An 18,547-nucleotide genomic window follows, 5' to 3' on the forward strand; every position below is an offset into this window, starting at 1 on the left:
CATAATATTTTCATCCTTCATATTGGTGCCCCCTTATTAAATAGATAATATTCATGTAGTGATTTGTACAATTATGTAACGTTGAAATCATGATTTAGCACTCTCTTACTTCAAAATTCCGTATAACTAGTGCAATCCCGATACAAATGTCTGGATATCCCTAAAATATGGCCGGATTCCCGACGTTGGTGTCGTGTATTATAACTGTAACTGAGGATTATCACCTCCATTTTTAAATTATTACATTCTTAGCAAATAAAAAAGTATAAGAATATTATACCATTACTTTAAATTTATGTGTATTGATTAATATTAAGTTTTTATTGTAAAAAAGCAACCTATGTTAACATCCGTTAACATAGGTTGTCTCCTCATATATATTTTTTTTCATTGAACCCCTAGATAATCCCTATCTATAGTCATTAAGGCATTATAACTAGGGTAAGATTTTTTGATTTCAATATTTACATCTTCTTTTAATTTTACTTCATCACTTTCTGTAAAAGCCTTATTAAAGTCAATTACAGCATCAAATATTAAATTTTTATAATCGTCCTCGCCTACAATTCTAAAATCATGAATAGATTTTATTATAGGAAAAGATTCTAATACCTTTAAAAGTTTCAATCGTGAAGCATTAACTTCTTTATCATCTATATTCAGCGGATCCATATGAATAACTAGATATAATTCAAACTCTTTGGAAATTTCTTTTTCAGCTTTATCGATGATTTCATGGATTTTAACTATAGAAATATCACAGGGAACTTCTGCGTGGATAGAGGCCATGCATCTACCAGGTCCATAATTATGTATAACTAAATCATGGGAACCTGTAATATAGTCATAGGATAATAATTTTGATTGAAGTCCTTTAACCAGCTCCATATCAGGAGCCTCACCAAGCAACGGATTCATTGTGTCTTTTATAAGCGAATATCCAGCATATATTATGAAAAGGGATACTAATACTCCTATGTACCCATCTATAGGAAAGTCAATCCAAATAGATAAAAGGAGTGATAGCGCAACACAACTTGAACTAACTACATCACTTAAAGCGTCAAAGGAAGAAGCTTCTAGAGCCGATGATTTTATAGCTTTACCTATAGTCTTATTAAATTTACTAATCCATATTTTAAACCCAATAGATACTAAAATTAATATAAAAGGTATAAGGTTAAAAATTACTTTTGATGGATTAACTATTCTACCATAGGAGGTTTTAATAAATTCAAAACCTACTAGTATTACTAAAAAAGAAACTATAAGTCCAGAAATATACTCAAGCCTTCCATGACCAAAAGGATGCTCTTTGTCGGCAGGTTTTTCAGCTAGCTTAAAACCTAGAATTGTAATAACTGATGATGCTACATCTGATAAATTGTTAAAGGCATCGGCAGTAACGGCTATACTATTTACTAGCATACCTATAGTTAGCTTTGTAACAAAAAGAATTAAGTTTACTATAATTCCAACTAAACCGCCTAGGTAACCATAAGCCACTCTTACTTTTTTATTATTAGTATCCTGGGAGTTTTTTATAAATTTTGTGATTAAGAATTTTGATAACATAATTTCACCTCTAAATATATAGTATAATTAAAACAGTTAAATTTAAACATGTATTTAACAATTAATTATATCATTAATTTAGAATTTATAGAAATAATATCTAAAAATTTGTTATACTAATGAAGAAGATAAGAAATACACTTATTTAAATTAAAATGCATTGGAGGAATATATATGAGTAAAGAATTAGAATTTGCCCAAAATCTTATTGATTATATTTATGATAGTCCAACGGCTTTTCATGCTGTAGCAAAGGTTAAAGAAGATTTATCCGAAACAGGCTTTGTTGAAATAAAAGAAGATGAAAAGTGGAATCTTCAAAAGGGTGGAAAGTATTTTGTAACTAAAAATGATTCCGCAATAACTGCATTTGTAGTTGGAAAGGGAGAGATTGAAGAAAACGGTTTTAAAATTATTGGAGCTCATACAGATTCACCTAGCTTTAGAATTAAACCAGCACCAGAAATGGAAGTGGATAATACATATGTTAGGTTAAACACAGAAGTTTATGGTGGAGCCATATTAAATACTTGGATGGATAGACCCCTAGCAGTAGCAGGTAGGGTAACTCTTAGAAGTGAAAATATCCTATATCCAGAAACAAGACTTTTAAATATTAATAAGCCTATAATGATAATTCCTAATTTAGCTATTCATATGAATAGAGATATAAATAAGGGGATTGAATTAAATAAACAAAAGGATACCTTACCACTGCTCTCAATGGTTAACGGAGAATTGGAAAAAAATAATAATCTTATGAGTGCAATTGCAAGTGAACTAGCTGTAGAGGAAAAAGAAATTATAGATTTCGATTTATTCCTTTATGAATATGAAAAGGGATCAATTATAGGTCTTAATAATGAGTTTATTTCCAGCTCAAGATTAGATGATTTAGCTATGGTACATGCAGGAATAAGAGCACTTTGTAGAGTGGAAGCAGTCGAGGCAACAAATGTAATGGTTTGTTTTGATAATGAAGAAGTAGGGAGTTCGACTAAGCAAGGTGCTAATTCGAATATGCTAGTTGACATCTTAGAGCGTATTACAATATCATTAGATAAAAACCGTGAGGATTTTTTAAGGGCTATTGCAAAATCCTTTATAATATCTGCGGATAATGCACATGCAGTTCATCCTAATAGTCCAGAAAAGAATGATCCAACAAATAAACCTTATTTAAATAAGGGACCAGTTATAAAAATAAGTGCCAGTCAAAGTTATACCACCGATAGTAATTCTGATGCAGTTTATGAATTAGTTTGCGCGAGTGCAGGGGTGCCAGTACAAAAATTTGTTAATCGTTCTGATGCTCGTGGAGGTTCAACTATAGGACCAATATCATCTACTCACTTAAATATACGTTCAGTTGATATGGGAAGCCCAACTTTAGCTATGCATTCTATAAGAGAACTAGGGGGAGTGTTAGACCATACTTATGTAACAAAATCCTTTCAAGAATTTTATAAAATTTAACACAAAGAGTAGAAAAGAACTCACAATTTTAAATTGTGAGTTCTTTTTTATATTTTTATTAATAATTAATGGGTTAATTGGTGATAATAATTAAAGTCAGTTCTGAAATCCATAGATATTATTAACAAAACGTTGAAAGGGTGATTTGAGTGCTATATATTACATTTGGGGCAATAGTTGCAATATGTATTTTAATTTACATGGTGATAAGAAAGAATCTAAATTATTATAAAGAAGAGAATTTGCTAAAAGAAATTCCAACCATAAATGTGAATAGAGAAGATTTAGAAAAACATGCCTATGAAATAGCACGTTATTATTCTGATATCAAGAGTACTAATTGTAAGAAAAAGCTTATTAGTAATTTAGATAGAAGTTATGACAAAATTTTAAAAGGCTATGATAAGATAGATAAACAAGAAAAAAATAAAAAAGAGGTATTGCCCGCTGCAGAATGGCTTTTAGATAACTTATACTTAATAGAGAAGGAGTATAAGAACATAAAATATAATATGCCACAAACGTATTATAATGACTTGCCAGTGATATACAAAGGAGTTATGAAGGGTTACCCGAGAGTTTATCATATTGCCATAGAAATAGTATCTCACACCGATGGTAGGGTGGATGAAAGCGTTATTGCAAATTTTGTAAGGGCTTATCAAAAGAGCGCCGCACTTACGTCTGGTGAACTTTGGGCTATTCCTATAATGCTGAGAATAGCTTTAATCCAAAATATAAGTAATATAACTGAGAAAATTGTTAGTGCGGAGAATAATAAAAAAGAAGCAGAACTGGTTGCGGAGAAATTAATTAATGCTTTTAACGAGGATAAAATTGTTGCAGAAATATCATTATTAAACAGTCAAAAGCTAACGTTTAATTCTCATTTTACAGAAAGATTACTAAAACTATTAAGGGATAGTGGTATTGATTCCAAAGAAGTTTATCATTATATAGATGAGAGACTTGAATCACAAGAAACAAGTTTAGAAAAAACCATATCCCTAGAACATCAAATAGAAGCTGGTTTTCAAATATCCATAGGGAATTCTATTAATAGCATAAGAATTATTGAAGGCTTAAATTGGAAAAAATATTTTGAAAAGTTAAGTTCGGTAGAAAGTGTTTTAAGAGAAGATCCCAGTTGTATTTATAGAGAAATGGATTTTATGTCAAGAGATAAGTATAGACATATAATAGAAAAACTATCTAAACATACGAAAATTCCTGAGTCATATATAGCAAAAAAAGCTATTGAATGTTGTAATGAAAGTGAAGTCTCAGAAAAGAATTTCTATAATAAGCATGTTGGTTTTTATTTGATAGATGAAGGAATAAAAGAATTAAAGGATAAAATAGGATATAAGAACACATTCATAGAAGGGGTTAAAGATAGGATAAAGAAGAATAAAGAAAAATTTTATATAGGTACTATTGTTGTATTTACAATGCTAATAATATGTCTATTTATTGTGTTTAGCTTATTAAATGATAAGTCTATATCACTATGGAGATATGTTTTAGCAACAATTGTAATATTAGTGCCATGTAGTGAAATAACAATATCAATTTTTAACTGGAGTGTAAATGTTTTGGGTTCCCCTTCATTTATACCTAAAATGGCTTTTAAAGAAGCGATACCAGAAAAATATAGTACAGTGGTAGTAATTCCAACCATATTAAATAATCCCTCTAGGGTAAGAGATTTGGTACATGATTTAGAAATTTACTATTTAGCTAATGCGCAAAGCAATATGTATTTTGCATTATTAGGAGACTTTGTGGATAGTGCGGTTAAAGAGGAACTTAGAGATAAGGAAATAGTAAGCGAAGGACTTCTTGCAATAGAAGCATTAAATAAAAAGTATTGCAGTGACGAGCAAAAAATATTTTTCTTTTTTAATAGATATAGGCAGTTTAATAAAAAAGAAAATAAATGGATTGGGTGGGAAAGAAAACGTGGAAAACTTATGGAATTTAATGAGTTTTTAAGGGGGAAAGAAAATACTAGTTACAACATAAAAAGCAGTAATGCAGAGTGCCTTCGAGTAATTAAATATGTTATTACATTAGATGCAGACACAAAGCTGCCAAGGGACTCTGCTAAGAAATTAATAGGGGCTATGGCACACCCACTAAATAATGCTATGCTAAATCATAGCAAAAAGAGTGTAGACAGGGGTTATGGGCTTATGCAACCAAGGGTAGGAGTATCTATTGGTGCTGCAAATAAAACACTATTTTCAAAGATTTTTTCTGGCGAAACAGGAATAGATATGTATACTTCTGCGATTTCTGACGTATATCAGGATTTATTTGGTGAGGGTATTTTTACAGGCAAGGGAATTTATGATGTAGATGTTTTTAATTATATGCTAAAGGATGAAATACCAGAAAACACTGTATTAAGTCACGATTTGTTAGAGGGATCATATGTTAGGGCTGCCTTGGTTACAGATGTGGAATTCATAGATGGATACCCAGCTTATTATAATTCAAGTTCTATGAGATTACACAGATGGACTAGAGGTGATTGGCAGCTGCTTCCATGGCTTAGAAATTCTTCACCTTTAAGTAAAATATCTAAATGGAAGATAATAGATAATTTAAGAAGAAGTTTACTCACACCTTCTATTATGATTTTACTTCTACTTACTTTGTGTGGAGTATTGCCTGATGGAACGGATAAATGGTTTGTTACAGCTTTTGTTGCAATTTTAGCACCTATACTTTTTGATGTAACGGAAGCTGTAGTTTCCCCTGCTAAAGGTATAAGTTTAGTGGGTAAAATTCAGAATAGTAAGATGGCTATAGAACAGGTATTTTTAATTTTTTGTTTTATACCTTATCAAGCATATCTTATGCTAGATGCCATAATTAGAACCTTATATAGGTTAACTATCAGCAAGAAAAATTTGCTGGAATGGCAGACTGCAGCAGATGTTGAAGTGAAACTTGGGAAAAAACTTAAAAATTTTATAGCTTCAATGTGGGTAGGTAGTGCCGTTTCAGTTTTAATTTTATTCCTAGCATTCAATTTAGATGTGAGTATTGGGTTCATTAGTATACCTTCATGTACCCTTTGGTTTTTAAGTCCTATAATTGCTTATGTTATAAGTAAAGACAGAGTAATTGAAAGCTTTGAAATGGTGGAAGAAGAAAAGATTTTCCTTAGAAAATTAAGTAGAAAAACTTGGGCGTATTTTCAGGATTTTATCAATGAGGAAAACAATTTCCTTGGACCAGATAATTACCAAGAAGATCCACCTAATGGAGTAGCACATAGAACTTCTCCAACAGACATGGGTATGGGTTTAACTTCAAATTTAGTTGCCTATGATTTAGGATATATAGGTACTATAGATGTTGCAAGTAGAATAGAAAAAATTATTACTTCAATGGAAGACATGGCCACTTACAAAGGTCATTTTTATAATTGGTACGATACTAGAAGCAAGACACCGCTGTATCCTAGATATGTTTCCACAGTTGACAGTGGGAATTTAGTTGGTTATCTTTGGGTAGTCATAGAGACGCTAGAGGAATATTTGGGGAATCCAATATTTAATCCTCAGCAAGTTAAGGGCTTGCAAGATACAATGAGGCTTGCTAGTGAGGAAATAGAAGCAACTCTGGGAATGAAAGAATCATATAAAGTAGCTATAGGGGATATAGACAATAATAAAATTGACTTTAATTCATGGAAAGCATTGCTTATAGATTTAGAAAGTAAGATTACGGGAATAGAAGAAAATAAATTAGAAAAAGAATTATATTGGAATAAAAAACTACAAGGTGATGTGAATAGATTTTTAGAGGAAATAAATGAAATTTTTCCTTGGTCACATTTTATAAGTCAAAAAAACATAGAGTTAGATCTTAGCAATTCTTTACTTAACATAATAGAAAAAACATCTTTAAATAACATTCCAAATAAAATAACTAAAGTCTTAAACATGTTAAGTGATAAGTCAAAAAAAGATGAGTCAATAGCAAAACTAAAAATTATGTTGCAAAGTACAAAAGAGAAATCTAAGGTAATTATTTTGGACATAGAAAAATTAAAAGAAAGAATAAGTGTTATGGCAGAAGATACAGATTTTAAAATGTTATATGATAAGGACAGAGAACTGTTTAGCATTGGATATGATGTTGAGAATGATAGTTTAGGTAAGAGCTATTATGACTTATTAGCATCGGAATCAAGGCAGGCTAGTTTTATCGCTATAGCAAAGGGTGACGTTCCTAAAAAACATTGGTTTGTGCTTGGTAGATCTATGACTCTTATGGGAAAAGGCAAGGGCTTAGTTTCTTGGAGTGGAACAATGTTCGAATACTTAATGCCCCTTCTTATAATGAAAAATTATCCTGGCACAATGCTCGACGAAACTTATAAAGCTGTAATTGAGGCACAAAAGAAATATTGCGCTGAGAGAGGTGTGCCTTTTGGAATTTCTGAATCGGCTTTTTATAATTTTGATGTAAATTTAAATTATCAGTATAAGGCATTTGGGATAGCGGGAGTAGGACTTAAACAAGGTCTGGCAAACGAATTGGTTGTGGCGCCTTATGCAACAATTATGGCGCTTCAAACTGATTTTGTAGGAGCCTATGATAATCTTAAAAAGCTTACTGATGAAGGATTAGAAGGGATTTATGGGCTTTATGAAGCAGTGGATTATACTGAAAATAGAATACCTAAAGAGGAATCAAAGGCTATTATTAAGTGTTTCATGATTCATCATGAAGGGATGAGCTTAATGGCTTTAGATAATGTATTAAAAAATAATGTCTTCCAAAAAAGATTCCATAGGATTCCAAAGGTTAAAGCTACAGAGCTGCTACTTCAAGAAAGAATTTCTAAAAGAGTGGTATACGATAGAGAACATAAATTTAATGTATCAGACAATATTATGGGCAAACAAAAAATTATAGTAAGGAAATATACTACAGCAAAAACTGAGTCACCAGAGACACATTTAATTTCTAATGGAAGTTATTCACTAATGATTTCTAATAGTGGGTCAGGGTATGCGCAAAGAAATAGAACTATGATTTATAGATGGAAGGAAGATGTGACTAAAGACAATACTGGCATGTTCATATACATAAAAGATGTGCATGAAAAAGAGTACTTTAGTGCAACTTATGAACCATGTAAAAAGGCGGGGGATAGTTATGAAGTAACTTTTGCATTGGATAAAGCTGAATTTAAAAGGAGTGACAGTAATATCACAACTAAAACGGAAATTACTGTGTCTACACAAGATGATTCAGAGGTAAGACGATTATCAATAACAAATCATGGCACCGTCAGTAAAATATTAGAAATAACCAGTTATTTTGAAGTAACGCTAGCTCATTATGATGCAGATATAGTTCATCCAGCTTTTGGTAATCTGTTTGTGAAGACACAGTATATTGATAATCCTAGTTGTATATTGGCAACTAGAAGACCTAGAGCTAAGGGTAAAAAACAACCTTGGCTTATGCAAACAGTTGCTACAGACGGAACTACTGTAGGAACTATTCAGTATGAGACTAGTAGAGTAAATTTCATAGGACGTGGTGAAAATACAACACATCCAGTAAGCATGAAGGAAAACTCGATTTTATCTAATACTGTAGGAGCGGTGTTAGATCCTGTAGTGTGCATAAGAAGAAAAGTTAAGATAAAAGCGGGCGAAACCTGTGTTATAGCTTTCACTACATCAATAGCCAGTAGCAAAGCTGAAGTAATAAGTTTAGCTAAAAAGTATAGTGAACTTCACAATGTAAATAGGGTATTTGAACTGGCTTGGAGCCAAACCCAGGTGGATATGAAATATTATGGACTGAAATCTACCCAAGCAAATTTATATCAAGTAATGGCCTCTAAGATCTTGTTTTTAAATTCTACTTATAAAGAAAGAAGTGGATATATAAAAAATGTAAAGAAAGGGCAATTTGCTCTTTGGTCATATGGAATCTCAGGAGATTTGCCTATAATGTTACTTATAGCAAGAGAGAGTGAAGATAAAGATTTAGTTCGCCAACTTTTGAATGCTCACGAGTACCTTAGCCTTAAAGGGTTAAGAATTGATTTGGTTATAATAAATCTTCAAAAAATCTCATATGATCAACCATTACAAACAGATATTAAGGAGTTGGTTGGAAGTAGTCACTTAAGAGGTAAAGAAAATAAACCAGGTGGACTATTTGTACTCAATAAGGCTACTATCTTAGATGAGGATATAGAACTTTTGATAGCTATATCTCGAATAGTTATAGATTCCTCAAAGGGAATGTTAGTATCTCAAATTCACAATAATAGTAAAAAAATAAGAAAACAACCATTATTAGAAAAGATAGAAAGTACACTCACATTTGTTCCACGCATATTTAATATAGAGCACTTAGAATTCTTTAATGACTTAGGAGGCTTTAATGTAGAAAATGAAAACTATACTATTCTGCTTAAAGATTTTAATAATACTCCAGCACCATGGATTAATGTAATTTCAAACGGTGATTTTGGATTTCATGTGTCAGAATCTGGATCAGCGTACACTTGGCATAAAAATAGTCGTGAAAATAAAATAACTACTTGGTCTAATGACTGGATAAGTGACGAATGCTCAGAAGCCATATATCTTAGAGATGATACTTTTGGGAATGTGTGGAGTATTACACCAAAACCTATAAGAGATGGTGGAGAATACTTAATAGAACATGGGTTTGGACATTCAAGTTTTAAACATGAAGCTTTTGGAATTATGGGTGAAGTTACTATGTTCGTGCCTATGAATCATAACCTTAAGCTGTGTAAAATAAAACTTGTAAATAATAGTGATATAGCTAGAGAACTCTCCATAACCTACTATGCAGAGCTTGTTATGGGGGTTGTACCTCAACATACTGCTGAGCATATTGTTACTTATTTGAATGAAGAAAAGGAATATATATATGCTACAAATTCTTATAGTCAGCATTTTGGAAAATTAAATGCTTTCTTAAAATTATTTGGTGGTGCAGATCAAAGCTTTACTGGTGATAAGGGTGAATTTTTAGGAAGGGGAGGAAGCGTAGAGAGCCCAGCAGCGTTAAAAAGAGTAAGACTTTCAAACAATGTAGGAGTTGGACTCGATCCATGTCTAGCGGTTACTACAAAAATTCATTTAGAGCCTAATATGGATATTGAACTCATAGCTATGCTAGGTGAAGATGAAAATTTAGATGATATTTCTACTACTATTATGGAATTTACAGATCTTAAAAAAGTTGATTCTGAATTAGAAGTGGTGAAGAATTATTGGAATAAGTTACTTCATACTATCCAGGTTGTGACTCCAGATAAGAGCATGGACTTAATGCTCAATGGGTGGCTTATGTATCAAACTATAGTATGCAGATTATGGGCAAGAACGGCCTTTTATCAGTCTGGCGGAGCATATGGATTTAGAGATCAGCTTCAAGATGTTATGCCAGTGTGTTTAATAGAGCCTAGTATGACAAAAAAACAAATTTTGTATAGTGCTTCAAGACAATTTGTTGAAGGTGATGTTCAACATTGGTGGCATCCAGTAGTAGATAGTGGGATAAGAACAAGATTTTCAGATGATCTATTATGGCTACCTTTTGTCACTATGGATTATATAAAAAATACTGGGGATTTTGCTATTCTTGACGAACAGGCTGGATACTTAATGGATACGCCACTAGCCGAAGGTGAGGACGAAAGATATAATATTTCAGGAAAGTCAGATTTTACAGGGAGTATATATGAACATTGTATAAAAGCCATAGATAAGAGTCTTAAATTTGGTCCTCATAACATTCCTCTAATGGGAAGTGGAGATTGGAATGATGGAATGAGCACCGTAGGTAACAAGGGAAAAGGTGAAAGTGTATGGCTAGGATGGTTCTTATATAATATACTAGAAAATTTCACTAAGGCCTGTGAGTATAAAGTGGATGATGAAAGAATTAAGAGGTACAGTGATATGCAAGAGTATATAAGGGTAAATCTAGAGGATAATGCATGGGACGGCGATTGGTATAGGAGAGCATATTTTGATGATGGTACACCGCTAGGTTCATCTGAAAATGAAGAGTGCAAAATAGATTCTCTAGCTCAATCCTGGTCAGTTATATCGGGAGCTGCAAAGAAAGAAAGAGCAGGGTCGGCTATGAAGTCGTTAGAACGTAATCTAATAAAAGAAGACAAGAGCATGATTCTCCTTTTAACTCCACCTTTTAGTAAATCTACTTTAGAACCAGGTTATATCAAAGGCTATGTACCTGGAGTTAGGGAAAATGGTGGCCAATATACACATGCTGCAACTTGGGTAATTCTTGCCTTTGCCAAACTTTCGAAAACGGATAAGGCAGCAAAACTATATAATATGATAAATCCTATCAATCATACAAAAACGTTACTTCAGTGTGAAAAGTATAAAACTGAGCCCTATGTAATGGCTGCTGATGTTTATGGGAAAGAACCTCATGTAGGACGAGGCGGATGGAGTTGGTATACTGGAACATCAGGATGGATGTATACAATTGGTATAGGGTCTATTCTAGGTTTTAAGTTAAAAGAAGGAAAAGGGTTTACCGTTGAACCTTGTGTTCCAGATGAGTGGTCACATTATGAGATTATTTATAAAAAAGATAATTTTGAATATGTGATTGAAGTTAAGCGCCAGGGAGAAAAAGGTATCTGGCTTGATGGTAAATTATGTGATGATGGGCTAGTACCATTTATCGATGGAGTTCATAAGGTAGAGGTTATAATTTAAAAAAAAATGGTACGATTTCTAAGTAGAAGTCGTACCATTTAAAAAAGTTAATCTTCTATATCTGGAAATTCTTGACCTCCATTATAGGTGTAGTCAAACTCAACATAAGAAATATTATTAGAAACTATAGGATCAGTTACTGGATCGGGTAGTATTGTATAATCATCTTTGGTTTCAGAATAAGATCTTATTTCTCTGGGTTCTATATCAAAAAAATCCCTTTCATGAGGTGCATAGGTGTGAACTTTCTTTTTAGGCATATTTATACCTCCCTTTAATTATATTAGTTATATTACAACTTTATATTAAATAGTGTTCCACATAATTGAGAAAAAATGAAGGTAATATTAGCTAAAAGATTATAGTTGTATAGAATGTCTTAGTTTAGCTTAGAATATATAGATAAACAATTAATTTTTATTTAAAAAAGAGGAAACATTTAAGATATGTAGAATATATATAATTGTTATCTATAAATAACTGTTACAGATTAAAAAGATTATAATCAGTATTTATAGAGTTAAATTTAAAGGAGGAATATAAATGACACAATTAAGACAAATTTACAAATGTGAAGTATGTGGTAATATAGTTGAAGTGGTTCATAATGCTGGAGGAATTTTAGTTTGTTGTGGAAAGCCAATGACACTAAAATCAGAAAATACTCAAGATGCAGCGGTTGAAAAACATGTTCCTGTAATTGAAAAAATAGAAGGCGGAATTAGAGTTTTGGTTGGAGCAGTAGAACACCCAATGACTGAAGATCATCATATTGAATTCATTGAAGTACATACAGAAAATAAGGTGTACAGAAAATACCTAAAACCAGGTGAAAAACCAGTAGCAGAATTTAAATTAGAAGAAGAAGTTTTATTTGTTCGAGAATACTGTAATTTACATGGTCTTTGGAAAGCATAAAATCAAGATTTTTATTGACAATTTATATGGATAGGAATATCATAATTTAAAGACAGTTTAAATGTTTATAATGTTATAGTCGTTGATGAGAAGTAAGTAGATTTAAAAACAGATTTACAGAGAGTCGTAGAGAGTGGGATTACGATAATTATGTTTAAATTGAATGGGTCTCTAAGACTCGGGATGAAGTTCAGTAGTCCTTGACGTAGGCCTTACGTTATAAAGGTAGGATATCGTAGTTGTATCTGTTTGAGTAGAAGCTCTATAGCTTCTAAGTATTAGGTGGTACCGTGTATATACGCCCTATGGATTTATCCATAGGGCTTTTTTTCATTTTTAAAAAATTATGAATTTTGTTGTAGGAGATGATTATTTTGGAAGGTAATAAAAAAGTAATATTTAGTGGCATTAAGCCTTCGGGTGACTTAACCCTTGGGAATTATTTAGGAGCTATAAAAAACTGGGTTAAATTACAAGAAGAATATGAATGCTATTTTTGTGTGGTTGATTTGCACGCAATTACTGTAAAGCAAGAACCAAAGGATTTAAGGAAACGGACCTTAGAAATATTAGCTATTTATATAGCTTCAGGTATTGATCCTGAAAAAAATACTCTATTTATTCAATCACATGTTCCCGCACATAGTGAAGCTGGTTGGCTTTTAACTTGTTCCACTTACATGGGAGAATTAAGTAGAATGACGCAATATAAAGATAAATCTCGTAATAGTGGCGAAAGTATATCCGCAGGATTATTTAACTATCCAGTGCTTATGGCAGCAGATATTTTGATATATCAAACAGATTTAGTGCCTGTAGGAAAAGACCAACTTCAACATCTTGAAATTGCTAGAGATATAGGGGAAAGATTCAATAAAACTTATAGCGATACCTTTGTAATACCTGATCCTTATATACCTAAAACAGGTGCTAAGATAATGGACTTACAAGATCCATCTAAAAAGATGTCAAAATCAGAAGAAAATGTTAATGGATATATTTTAATAATGGATCCACCAGAAGTAATTAGAAAAAAAGTTAATAGAGCGGTTACAGATAGTATAGGAGTAGTTAAGTATAATGATGAACAATTAGGTGTTAAAAACTTAATGACAATACTTATGACTATAACTGGAGATTCTGAAGAGAAAATAGAAGAAAAATATGAAGGTTTAGGATATGCAGAGTTTAAAAGTGATGTAGCAGAAGCAATCGTTTCAGAGCTTGAACCTATACAGATTAAGATTAAGGAATATATGGCTGATAAAGCTTACTTAGAGGGTATTTATAAAAAAGGTGCTGAAAAGGCTAATTATGTTGCTAGTAAGACACTAAGGAAAATGCAAAAGAAAATAGGATTCATACCAAGGTAGTATTAATTTTCTCCTGTGTGCCTTGCAAAAGGAGCTTGAAACCTGAAATTTCATTAAGAAATTCTAATCTTTTGCTCATATAAAATTCTCTAACACTCACATTCGCCTTCCTGGCTCAGGTTCGCTAGCCTTCCTCTGGGTAGTTCTCTGGGGGACATAACAATTATTAATTGTTATGCCGTCCTGGCAGGCTTACGAGAATTTTACATTCGCAAAAGAAGAATTTCTAAATGAAATTTCAATGTTTCTGCGCTTCTTATTGCAAGCCGCTGCGGAGAAAATTAATACTTGTATGCAATAGGCCCCTACGGGGCAGGGCAAAAGAGATTTGGACTAAAGTAATTCTAATAAACTACAAGAACCTACAAGAACCTTAATAATTGTTAAGATACTTGTGGTTTATTCTTCGTTAAGTACAAGCGTAGTTGACATATATGCTCATAAAAGCTAAAATCAATAGGTAGAGAATTTAGAAAATAAATTTTTAAATTGCTTTAGTTTAGAGAGTAAATTTAGGAATATATACATAGTAAATAAAAATATTAAAAAAAGGAGAATGATAACTTTGCTGGATTACATAAAAGAGATTCAAAAGAGAAGAACGTTTGCTATAATATCTCATCCCGATGCTGGTAAAACTACACTTACAGAAAAATTATTATTATATGGAGGCGCTATAAGGCTTGCAGGTTCAGTTAAAGCTAGAAAGGCTTCTAAACATGCAGTTTCTGACTGGATGGAAATAGAAAAACAAAGAGGTATTTCAGTTACGTCTTCAGTTATGCAATTTAATTATAAGGATTTTTGCATAAATATACTTGATACACCAGGACATCAAGACTTTAGTGAAGATACTTACAGAACTCTTATGGCAGCAGATAGCGCAGTAATGGTTATTGATGGTGCAAAAGGTATAGAGGAACAGACAAGAAAACTGTTCAACGTATGTAGTATTAGAGAAATACCTATTTTCACATTTGTTAACAAGATGGATAGAGAATCTAAAGAAATTTTTTCACTTATGGAAGAGATAGAAAACGAACTTGGTATTAAATCTTACCCAATGAATTGGCCTATAGGTTGTGGGGTAGATTTTAAAGGTGTTTATGATAGAAGAACAAAGGAGATTATTGTTTTTGATGATGGAAAGCATGGTCAAATACAAGCTAAAGAGACTAAAATTAGTATTGACGATGAAAAGGCAATTGAATTTATTGGTGAGGATTTTTATGAAAAACTTTTAAATGATATCGAACTTTTAGATGTAGCAGGAGATGACTTTGATTTAAATAAAGTTGCTGCTGGAGAACTTACACCAGTATTTTTTGGAAGTGCTGTTACTAATTTTGGGGTTGAACCTTTTTTAAATGATTTTTTAAAACTGACCTCGACACCATTACCAAGAAATTCAAGCATAGGAAAAATAGATGTCTTTAGTGATGATTTTTCAGCTTTTGTATTTAAAATACAGGCTAATATGAATAAAGCTCATAGGGATAGAATGGCTTTTATGAGGATTTGTTCTGGGAAATTTGAGAAAGGCATGGATGTGTATCATATGCAAGGTGGTAATAAAATAAAATTAGCACAACCACAGCAATTTTTAGCACAAGATAGAGAGATAGTTGATACGGCTTATGCAGGAGATATTATTGGGGTTTTTGATCCAGGTATATTTAGCATTGGAGACACAATATGTCCTTCTTCAAATAAATTTAAGTTCGAGGGTATACCAATTTTTGCACCAGAATTTTTTGCAAGGGTTAGAGCTGTTGATACTATGAAAAGAAAGCAATTTATAAAGGGAGTAACGCAAATAGCTCAAGAAGGTGCAATTCAAGTATTTAAGGAACTTCATATTGGAGTTGAACAAATTATAGTTGGGGTTGTAGGAGTGCTTCAGTTTGAAGTATTAGAATTCAGACTTAGGGATGAATATAATGTGGAGATTAAGATGGATAGGTTATCATTTACACAGATAAGATGGATTGAAAATAGTAATATAGATAAAGAAAAGCTTAATATGACTAGTGATACTAGGATAGTTAGAGATTTTAAGGACAGAGACCTACTATTGTTTCAAAATGAATGGGGTATTAGATGGGCACTGGATCATAATAAAGGATTAATTCTATCAGATATGGGTAAGAGTGACGACTAAAAAATTACTATAAAAATATAAAATAAAAATCTCTTGAAATTATTTCAAGAGATTTTTTTATTTGAAAGTTTTTACATTATTTTTCTCCTGTTAGAGATAGCATCAATTACAAATACAATAGCAGCAACTATTAGTAGAATATTAATTAAATTGCCACCTATGCTCAGGAGTATTCCAATTAACCAAAATAATACTACAAATCCACCTAACCAACGTAAAAAAGTCACAGGGTCACCTCCATGTATTGAAAAACAATTTAATAGAGACTGAAAAATGTCCTTTATAGCTTTGATTTGTTATTATGTTTGATGATTAAATACTAGATATAGTATGTATTACTTTAGTGATGTATATGCAAAATAAAAATGGTATTATATTTCATAAAAGTGTATGGATACATTTGAAAAAAAGTTAAGATTGTATATAATGATATTAAGAGAAGTTTTAAAACGATTAAATTTTAGGGGGACAAATATGGAAAATAGAGTATCAAAAACTAAAACAATTGACATAGTACAAATCGGAATTATGGCTGGGATTATTTACATTGCAACATATTTAATTAAGATACCAGTGGGAAATAGTGCTGTATTTCATATAGGCGATAGTATGGTATATTTAGCGGCCATACTATTAGGAAAGAAAAAGGGATTTATAGCTGCTGCACTTGGCATGACTATATTTGATTTAACAACTCCTTATTTTTTCTGGGCTCCTTTTACATTGATAGTAAAAGGAGGAATGGCATATATAACAGCTATGATTGCATACAGAAAAGGCTACAGTGGGGATAATTTTTGGAACAATTTATTTGCCTTTGTAGTAGCAGGTGTATGGATGGTCCTTGGGTATTTAATGTCAGGTCTTCTAGTATATAAATTAATTTCTAATAATGCACTATTAGCCTTTGCAGATATACCTGCTAATATAGGTCAAGTTATAGTAGGAGTTGCCCTTGCATTGCCATTATCCATAGCTTTGGCTAAAAACAATAAAAAACATGAATTTATAAAATAGTAAAAAGGATCAGAATATAATATTATTCTGATCCTTTTTTTATTTTTTTTTGAAAATTACGATCTTTACTTTGTTTTTTTAAATAAAATACACTGAAAATTATCGCTGGTATTAATATAAAACTTATAACAGAGAGATAGACATAAAGGTTTAAAAACTTATCTAATAATAGTATTTTAGAAGAAATGAAATATGAAATTATGAAAACAAATAAAGTAATAAAATATATCCAATATTTATTAAGTAAATGAAGGCTTTTCAATAGAATTAGTATAGCGTTTAGCGCTAATACGTATTTTATAAACCATCCACCTACCATTTGAAGCAATACAAAAAACTCGCCAAACTCTAAAAAATCGAAATAACTAACTAACTGAGTTTGTATAAGCTTTGGGTAGTTAATGTTTAAGGCTCTAACAACGCCGAAGGTGCTTATAATACCAATAGTTGAAAAAATTTCCATTTGAATTACAAATAATATTGCAATTATGCAATGCTTAGTAATTTTTGATTTATTAACTACGTTGGATAAAAATGGTATGCAAATCGCTATACTACCATAGCATCCTAGTGCTTTTATTACAGATAAAATAAAAGAGGGGGTGACGCCATTTGCCATTATAGGAAGCAGGTAACTATATTTTTTATATTTAGCTGTAAGAATCGCTAGGTTTGTACCTGCCACCATAATAAGGCATAAACCAATAATAGTAACTATAGTTATTGCCCTAGTGCCCTTCTTTGTAATATAAATCGCAGGTATTAATATAAATAAAAGAAAAAACCAAGGAGGGGTATCTGTAAGCATATTTACATGCAGGGCATTTGCTTCTACTGAAGCACTTTCTATTAAACTGATAATTAGTGTTATAATAAATAGCATCAAAAAAATATTTCCCGTTGTTTTACCTAAAGCTCTATGGTATATTTCACTCATACTATAGCAATTTGTTTTTTTACAAATAAAAAGTATATAAATAAAATAAAATAATACAATAATTGAGGCAATAATAACGGAAATCCACGAATCCCTACCACCATTTACAATGAATACGTTTGGATATGTTTTCATTGCTACAACTGAAGTTCCCCAAATTATGAATATTAAATGTTTTGTATTTAGCTTATCCATTTTGTATCCTTGCCTCCTTCTTGTTTCAATAATATAAATAATAGAAATAAATTAACAATATATTAGTAGTATTTCCCAATTTGTGAATATTAAACTCAAATACTACAAATAATAA

General features: G+C 31.6%; 10 protein-coding genes and 1 other annotated feature. Of the genes, 6 read left to right on the forward strand and 4 right to left on the reverse strand.

Translation table 11 applies throughout. The annotated features are described in order from the left end of the window. Positions 1–387: 387 nt before the first annotated feature. Positions 388–1,575: a cation diffusion facilitator family transporter gene (locus ACREWB_RS05915; protein WP_431546560.1), complete on the reverse strand. Its 1,188-nt coding sequence runs from the start codon at positions 1,573–1,575 to the stop codon at positions 388–390. A gap of 174 nt (positions 1,576–1,749) precedes the next feature. Here ACREWB_RS05915 and ACREWB_RS05920 point away from each other — a divergent pair, with 174 nt between their 5' ends. Then, entirely contained in the window at positions 1,750–3,051 is a 1,302-nt protein-coding gene (locus tag ACREWB_RS05920; protein ID WP_431546561.1) for a M18 family aminopeptidase, read from the forward strand. A 200-nt stretch (positions 3,052–3,251) separates the two neighbouring features. After that, positions 3,252–11,831: a glycoside hydrolase family 94 protein gene (locus ACREWB_RS05925; RefSeq protein ID WP_431546562.1), complete on the forward strand. Its 8,580-nt coding sequence runs from the start codon at positions 3,252–3,254 to the stop codon at positions 11,829–11,831. A gap of 47 nt (positions 11,832–11,878) precedes the next feature. Here the strand turns inward: ACREWB_RS05925 and ACREWB_RS05930 are convergent, their stop codons facing one another. Next, positions 11,879–12,091 carry a hypothetical protein gene (locus tag ACREWB_RS05930; protein WP_431546563.1) on the reverse strand — a complete coding sequence of 71 codons (213 nt, stop codon included), beginning with the start codon at positions 12,089–12,091 and terminating at the stop codon, positions 11,879–11,881. 283 nt (positions 12,092–12,374) lie between these two features. Between ACREWB_RS05930 and ACREWB_RS05935 the strand changes: the two genes are divergently transcribed. The 3 genes from ACREWB_RS05935 to ACREWB_RS05945 all read left to right on the forward strand — a co-directional run bounded on the left by ACREWB_RS05935 (position 12,375) and on the right by ACREWB_RS05945 (position 16,283). Further along, a complete protein-coding gene (locus tag ACREWB_RS05935) occupies positions 12,375–12,749 on the forward strand; it encodes a desulfoferrodoxin (protein ID WP_431546564.1) in 375 nt (124 codons plus the stop codon). Between the two features lie 73 nt (positions 12,750–12,822). Next, positions 12,823–13,058 (forward strand) — a binding site (T-box leader). A gap of 65 nt (positions 13,059–13,123) precedes the next feature. Further along, the gene (trpS, locus tag ACREWB_RS05940; RefSeq protein ID WP_431546565.1) at positions 13,124–14,122 is read left to right on the forward strand and encodes a tryptophan--tRNA ligase; all 999 of its coding nucleotides are present in this window, start codon (positions 13,124–13,126) and stop codon (positions 14,120–14,122) included. 565 nt (positions 14,123–14,687) lie between these two features. Next, positions 14,688–16,283, forward strand: a complete 1,596-nt coding sequence (locus tag ACREWB_RS05945; protein WP_431547151.1) for a peptide chain release factor 3 — start codon at positions 14,688–14,690, stop codon at positions 16,281–16,283. Between the two features lie 71 nt (positions 16,284–16,354). On the opposite strand, the gene ACREWB_RS05950 is transcribed toward ACREWB_RS05945, so the two are convergent. Further along, complete coding sequence (locus ACREWB_RS05950) at positions 16,355–16,510, reverse strand: DUF5670 family protein (protein ID WP_431546566.1); 156 nt, start codon at positions 16,508–16,510, stop codon at positions 16,355–16,357. Between the two features lie 247 nt (positions 16,511–16,757). Between ACREWB_RS05950 and ACREWB_RS05955 the strand changes: the two genes are divergently transcribed. Further along, positions 16,758–17,300, forward strand: coding sequence for an ECF transporter S component (locus ACREWB_RS05955; protein ID WP_431546567.1), 543 nt, complete (start codon positions 16,758–16,760; stop codon positions 17,298–17,300). Positions 17,301–17,322: 22 nt separating this feature from the next. Here the strand turns inward: ACREWB_RS05955 and ACREWB_RS05960 are convergent, their stop codons facing one another. Next, a complete protein-coding gene (locus ACREWB_RS05960; RefSeq protein ID WP_431546568.1) occupies positions 17,323–18,432 on the reverse strand; it encodes a GerAB/ArcD/ProY family transporter in 1,110 nt (369 codons plus the stop codon). Positions 18,433–18,547 lie beyond the last annotated feature (115 nt).

This window comes from Clostridium sp. (assembly GCF_050717635.1).
GTDB lineage: Bacteria > Bacillota > Clostridia > Clostridiales > Clostridiaceae > Clostridium_AD.